The 6,201-nt window shown below is 63.5% G+C and carries 5 protein-coding genes; 3 read left to right on the top strand and 2 right to left on the bottom strand.

Features of this window, described 5'->3' with window-relative positions; translation table 11 throughout:
* Positions 1-128: 128 nt before the first annotated feature.
* A complete protein-coding gene (locus NKJ67_RS33775; RefSeq protein ID WP_352585677.1) occupies positions 129-1,625 on the bottom strand; it encodes an FAD-linked oxidase C-terminal domain-containing protein in 1,497 nt (498 codons plus the stop codon).
* 238 nt (positions 1,626-1,863) lie between these two features.
* A complete protein-coding gene (locus NKJ67_RS33770) occupies positions 1,864-3,186 on the bottom strand; it encodes a DUF3422 family protein (protein WP_352585675.1) in 1,323 nt (440 codons plus the stop codon).
* 215 nt (positions 3,187-3,401) lie between these two features.
* Here NKJ67_RS33770 and NKJ67_RS33765 point away from each other — a divergent pair, with 215 nt between their 5' ends.
* From NKJ67_RS33765 to NKJ67_RS33755, 3 genes are read left to right on the top strand one after another with little or no spacing between them, the layout of a single operon-like run.
* Positions 3,402-4,205 (top strand): FadR/GntR family transcriptional regulator, encoded by an 804-nt coding sequence (locus NKJ67_RS33765; RefSeq protein WP_127397229.1) that lies wholly within the window; start codon positions 3,402-3,404, stop codon positions 4,203-4,205.
* A gap of 19 nt (positions 4,206-4,224) precedes the next feature.
* Positions 4,225-5,361 carry an alpha-hydroxy acid oxidase gene (locus NKJ67_RS33760; protein WP_352585673.1) on the top strand — a complete coding sequence of 379 codons (1,137 nt, stop codon included), beginning with the start codon at positions 4,225-4,227 and terminating at the stop codon, positions 5,359-5,361.
* A 35-nt stretch (positions 5,362-5,396) separates the two neighbouring features.
* A complete protein-coding gene (locus NKJ67_RS33755; RefSeq protein ID WP_352585671.1) occupies positions 5,397-6,170 on the top strand; it encodes a metallophosphoesterase in 774 nt (257 codons plus the stop codon).
* Positions 6,171-6,201: the final 31 nt, after the last annotated feature.

Genomic DNA, 6,201 nt, shown 5'->3' with positions numbered 1-6,201 from the left:
CTGGTCATCCTCAATGCAAAAGCACGCGATGCGCGCAACGAGTTCGTAATTGCAACTTGACACCCCAGATAGTCGCTCTCCCCCGCTTTGCGGGGGCGAGGAACCCCCATTCTGAGACGTCATCACCCTCAAAACCTCGGAATGTCCGGAAACGGCAGCTTGCCGCCGGAAATGTGCATGCGGCCGAGTTCGGCGCATCGCCGCAGCTGCGGGAACACTTTTCCCGGGTTGAGCAGATGGTTGGGATCGAAGGCGCATTTGACGCGCATCTGCTGGTCGAGATCGATCTGGGTGAACATTTCCGGCATCAGGTCGCGTTTTTCCACGCCCACACCGTGTTCGCCGGTCAACACGCCGCCGACCTTGACGCAGAGCCGCAATATGTCGGCGCCGAAGCTTTCGGCCTTGTCGAGTTCGCCCGGTACGTTGGCATCGTAGAGGATCAGCGGATGCAGATTGCCGTCGCCGGCGTGAAAGACATTGGCGACGCCGAGACCGTATTTTTCCGACAGCTCGCGCATGCCGGCGAGCACGCGCGGCAGCTCCTTGCGCGGGATGGTGCCGTCCATGCAGTAGTAGTCGGGCGAGATGCGGCCGACGGCCGGAAACGCCGCCTTGCGGCCGGCCCAGAAGCTCAGCCGTTCCTGTTCCGACTGCGAAATGCGGCAGGTGGTCGAGCCGTTCTTGTAGGCGATGGCCTCGACAAGGCCGATCAGATGATCGACCTCGACGCCCGGCCCGTCGAGCTCGACGATCAGCAGCGCTTCGACATCCAGGGGATAGCCGGCATGGACGAAATCCTCGGCGGCGTGGATCGCCGGCCGGTCCATCATCTCCATGCCGCCCGGAATGATGCCGGCGCCGATGATGTCGGCGACGCACTGGCCGCCCTGCTCACTGGTCGGGAAGCCGATCAGCAGCGCGCGAGCCGTCTCCGGTTTCTTCAGGATGCGCACGGTGACCTCGGTGACGACGCCAAGCAGCCCTTCCGAACCCGTCATGACGCCGAGCAAGTCATAACCTTCCGCATCGAGGTGACTGCCGCCGAGCCGTACCACTTCGCCATTCATCAGCACCATCTCGATGCCGAGCACATTGTTGGCGGTAAGGCCGTATTTCAGGCAGTGCACGCCGCCGGAATTCTCGGCGACATTGCCGCCGATCGAGCAGGCGATCTGGGAGGATGGATCGGGGGCGTAGTAAAAGCCCTGCTGCTCGACGGCGGTGGTGATGCCGAGATTGGTGACGCCCGGCTGGGCAACGACAACGCGATTGGGGAAATCGATCTCGAGGATACGGTTGAAGCGGCTCATCACCAAAAGCACGGCGTCCTCGAGCGGCAGCGCGCCGCCCGATAGCGAGGTGCCGGAGCCGCGCGGCACGACGCGGATGTTGCGGTCGTTGCAGTATTTCAGCACGCGCGAAACCTGCGCCACCGTTTGCGGCAGCACGACGACCAGGGGCAGCTGCCGATAGGCGGTCAGGCCGTCGCTCTCGAAGGCGCGCATGGAATTGGCGGCGTCGACGACGCCCTCACCCGGCACGATGATGCGCATGTCGGCGACGATCTCGTCGCGCCGGCGCATCGTGGCGTCGTCTGGTTTCGGCATGGCCAAGCCGGACATCGGCAGCCTCATTTCGCTTGACTGGTCAAAATCTTTTACCAGTGAAGCGCGCTGGGTGCAAATCCTGTGATGGTTGGGAATCCGGCATCAAGGCTGGGGCAAGCTTCCGCAGCGGCAATCTGCCGCTGTCTCACCCTCCCCCGCGCGGCGCTCTACGAGGACCCCCACCCCGTCTCACGATCTTCGCTTCGCTGCGATCATGAGCCGACCCTCCCCACAAGGGGGAGGGTGAGCAGATCTATTCGCCGGGCGGCTTGCCGGGCTCGGAGTGCATCCGGCGCACGCGGCGTACGCCCCACCAGACCAGCAGGATGGCGACAGGCACCGAAGCCGCGGTAATGATCTCCGGTGCGAAGGCATGGCCGAAGATCGAGGCACCCTTGGCGACATAGCCGACAAGGCCGACCACATAATAGGAGACGGCGGCGACCGAGAGCCCCTCGACGGTCTGCTGCAGGCGCAGTTGCAGGCGGGCGCGATTATTCATCGAGGCAAGCAGGTCGCGGTTCTGCTTCTCAACCTCGACATCAACCCAGGTGCGCAGCAGCGTCGTGGCGCGGGTCAGTTTTCGCGACAGATTTTCCTGCCGCTCCTCGACCGAGCGGCAGGTGCGCATTGCGGGCGCCACCCGGCGCTGCAGGAACCCGCGCCATGTGTCATAGCCGGGCACAGCCTCTTCCTCGAGCGCCTCCAGCCGTTCGCCGACGATGCCGTCATAGGCACGGCTGGCGCCGAAACGGTAAAGGCTCGACGCCGCGTCCGCCTCCAACTCCGCCGCAAGTTCGGTCAGATCGGCCAGCAAGGTCTGGCTGTCGCGAGTCCCGGCGACCTTCATCTCAAGCGTGGTCTGCGCCAGCCGGTCTTCGATGCGGCGGGCACGGCCGGACAAGGTCAACGCCAGCGGCAGGCCGAGCATGGCCAGCGTCCGATAGGTTTCGATGTCGATAAGCCGCTGCGACAACGCGCCGGTACGCGCCGGGGTCAAGCCGCGATCGAGCAGCAGCATGCGCGTCAGGCCATCGCCATCCTGGCGAAAATCGGTGACGATGGCGGCGTTTCCGCGCTCGACCAGCGAGTAGCACAGGCTGGTCGGATCGAAACCGGCTATCAGCTGCTCGCTCGCTTGCGTCCATTTGCGGATTTCGAGCCTGATGCCGGAGATGCAGGTTCCCGGCGGCGAAAACCCGTTGCCGAAGGGGGAGTCCTCCTGCGTCCTGCCGCTTTCGGAAAGCGGCCCTTCCCACAAATAGGTCGAGAACTCGGTATGACGCTCCCAGCGCAGCGAGCCCTTGCCCCATTTCATGGCATGATGGCGGGCCTGGCGGTCGGGCGCGGCGATGCCGAGGCGCCGCGACAATTCGGAAAGCACCGCGTGGTCGACGCCCGAGCCACCCTCCGTCATGAAGGCGAGTTGCATCAGGACGCGTGGCTTTTCGATCAGCGGGTGCGGCCGGGCATGAACCTCGCCGAGTGCGCCGGGCCGGCCCTCATGCGCGGGAAAGCCCATGACGCTGCCCTTGGCGCGCGGCTGGAATTCGAGATCGGACGGGTCGTCTGACACGGCTTGTTCCCTGGGTTTCCTTGAACCCTCTTGTGAACCCTCTTGCACGCGCGTCCCTCTAGTGCCAATGGCCTGATGACGCAAACGGCAAAGGTAGCCGAAGATGATGGCATCGGGCGGAAAATCGGCCCGCTTTTGTCAATTGGATAAATAATTTGACCAGTTGGCGAGGCAGGCTCTATTCTGCGACACCGGTTCACCTTCCAGGCATTCTGTTGAGCGACATTTTTTCCAGGATCGAGCATTCGCGCACCGCCGACGAGGTGGTGCAGCAAATCGAGAGCCTCATCCTCGAAGGCGTGCTGCGCACCGGCGACCGGCTGCCGGGCGAGCGCGAGCTTGCACGCCAGTTCGACGTATCCCGGCCGATCCTGCGTGATGCGCTGAAGTCACTGGAAGGACGCGGCCTTTTGACGACAAGGCCCGGCGGCGGCACGCATGTCGCCGATGTCATCGGCCAGCTCTTCACCAAACCGGTGACAGACCTGATCTCGATGCACCGCAAGGCAGTGACCGATTATCTGGAATATCGCCGCGAGATCGAAGGGGTCGCGGCTGAATACGCGGCACGGCGCGCCACTGCGGACGACATGGCGCTGCTCGACAAGATCATGGCACGTATGGACGATGCGCACCGGACCGGCGACTTCGACGACGAGGCCGAGATCGATGTCGAGTTCCACCACGCGATCTGCGAATGCGCGCACAACATCATCCTTTTGCACACGTTGCGTTCCTGTTACCGGCTGTTGTCGGAGGGCGTGTTCCAGAACCGGCTGCTGGTGTTCAGCGTGCCCGGCGCGCGCGACGCCCTGCTCGCGCAGCACCGCGCGATCCATGCGGCGGTGAAGGCCGGCGATCCGGATGCTGCCCGGCAAGCGGCGATGGACCACATCACCTATGTCGAACGGTCGATGGCGGAAGCCGAGCGCAGCGGCGACTGGCAGCGCGTTTCGCGACTGAGGCTGAAGCAGCGGGTCGAAGCCACCGATACCGAACCTGCACGCAAACGCTCCTAGCTATCGAAACGGGAAGCCCATGAGCCAGATCCTGACCATCGCCGACCTCAAGGACCTCGCCCGCCGGCGCGTGCCGAAGATGTTCTTCGACTATGCCGATTCCGGTTCGTGGACCGAAAGCACGTATCGGGCCAACGAAGAGGATTTCCAGAAGATCAAGTTCCGCCAGCGCGTGCTCGTCGACATGGACAACCGTTCGCTGGCATCGACGATGATCGGCGAAAAAGTGTCGATGCCGGTGGCATTGGCGCCAACCGGCATGACCGGCATGCAGCACGCCAATGGCGAGATGCTGGCGGCGCAGGCGGCGGAGGAATTCGGCGTGCCGTTTACCTTGTCGACGATGAGCATCTGCTCGATCGAGGATGTCGCCTCGGTAACCACGAAGCCGTTCTGGTTTCAGCTCTATGTGCTGCGTGACAAGGAGTTCGTGCTCAACCTGATCGACAGGGCAAAGGCGGCGAAATGCTCGGCGCTCGTGCTGACGCTCGACCTGCAGATTCTCGGTCAGCGCCACAAGGACATCCGCAACGGGCTTTCGGCGCCACCCAAGCTGACGCTGACGAACATCATCGACATGGCCATCCGCCCGCACTGGTGCGCCGCCATGGCCGGCACGAAGCGGCGGACCTTCCGCAACATTGTCGGCCACGCCAAGGGTGTCGGCAACATGGCCTCGCTGGCATCGTGGACGACGGAGCAGTTCGACCCGCATCTGTCGTGGAAGGACGTCGCCTGGATCAAGGAGCGCTGGGGCGGCAAGCTGATCCTCAAGGGCATTCTCGACAAGGAGGACGCGCTGATGGCGGCCAAGACCGGCGCCGACGCGATCATCATTTCCAACCATGGCGGGCGCCAGCTCGATGGTGCGTCGTCGTCGATCGGCGTGCTGGAAGAGATTGCCGACGCGGTCGGCGACACGATCGAAGTGCATATGGATGGCGGCATCCGCTCCGGCCAGGATGTCCTGAAGGCGCTTTGCCTAGGTGCCAAGGGAACCTATATCGGCCGGCCATTTCTTTACGGCCTGGGGGCGCTTGGCAAGGAAGGGGTTACCAAGGCGTTGGAAATCATCCGCAAGGAGATGGACATCACGCTGGCGCTGTGCGGAAAGCGTCTTGTCACCGACATGGGCAAGGACCAGCTCCGGCGCTAAGCCCGTGACCGCGCGACCACGGAGACACCGAAAAATTGGCAGAACCCGGCATCCATTTTCTCGACGCGCATGGGCCGGAAGGTGTGCGTCTTTACGCGATCGGCGACGTCCACGGCCGGCTCGACCTGCTGGCCGCCATGCATCGGCGCATCAGGACCGAGATCGAGCAGGAGGCGCCTGCCGACTGGCGCGTCATCCATCTTGGCGACTATGTCGACCGCGGGCCGGACTCGAAGGGCGTCATCGATTTCCTGATCGAGGCGCAAGAGCGCGACCCTCGTCACCTGATGCTGACCGGCAACCACGACATCGGCTTTCTCGACTTTCTCAAAACCCCTGACCCGGAAGGGCTTTTCATCCGGTTCGGCGGTATCCAGACGGCACAGTCGTACGGCGTGGCGATCAGTGAAGGCACAAGCGTGTGGTTCGGCAAGGCCGAATCGGCCGTGCGCAAAGGACATCAGGCACTGGTCGAGGCCGTGCCGCAAAGCCACATCGACTTCCTGCGATCGCTGCCGTTCTCCGCGACTTTCGGGGACTTCTTCTTCTGTCATGCCGGCATCAGGCCGGGTAATCCTCTGGAGAAGCAAAACCCACAGGACCTGATCTGGATCCGCGACGTCTTCCACAACCACCCCGACCTCTATCCGAAGATCGTGGTGCATGGCCACACGCCGGTGCCGGAGGCGGAAGTGATGGCCAACCGCGTCAATGTCGACACGCTTGCCTGGCAATCAGGCATGCTGAGCGCGCTCGTCGTCGACGGTGCGGACAAACGCATCCTGACAATGACGATCAAGGAAGCTTGAGCGTCGCGCGTCGGAGGACGCGAAAGGCGCT

The sequence above is a fragment of the Mesorhizobium sp. M0088 genome (assembly GCF_040322895.1).
In the GTDB taxonomy this organism is placed as follows: domain Bacteria; phylum Pseudomonadota; class Alphaproteobacteria; order Rhizobiales; family Rhizobiaceae; genus Mesorhizobium.
The sequence above is the reverse complement of the archived record's forward strand: the minus strand, read 5'-3'. Positions and strand labels throughout refer to the sequence as shown.

Excerpts from the sequence above, each read along its gene's own strand:
- NKJ67_RS33775 (WP_352585677.1), bottom strand. The coding sequence starts at position 1,625 with ATGTCCGGCTTGGCCATGCCGAAACCAGACGACGCCACGATGCGCCGG.
- NKJ67_RS33760 (WP_352585673.1), top strand. The coding sequence starts at position 4,225 with ATGAGCCAGATCCTGACCATCGCCGACCTCAAGGACCTCGCCCGCCGG.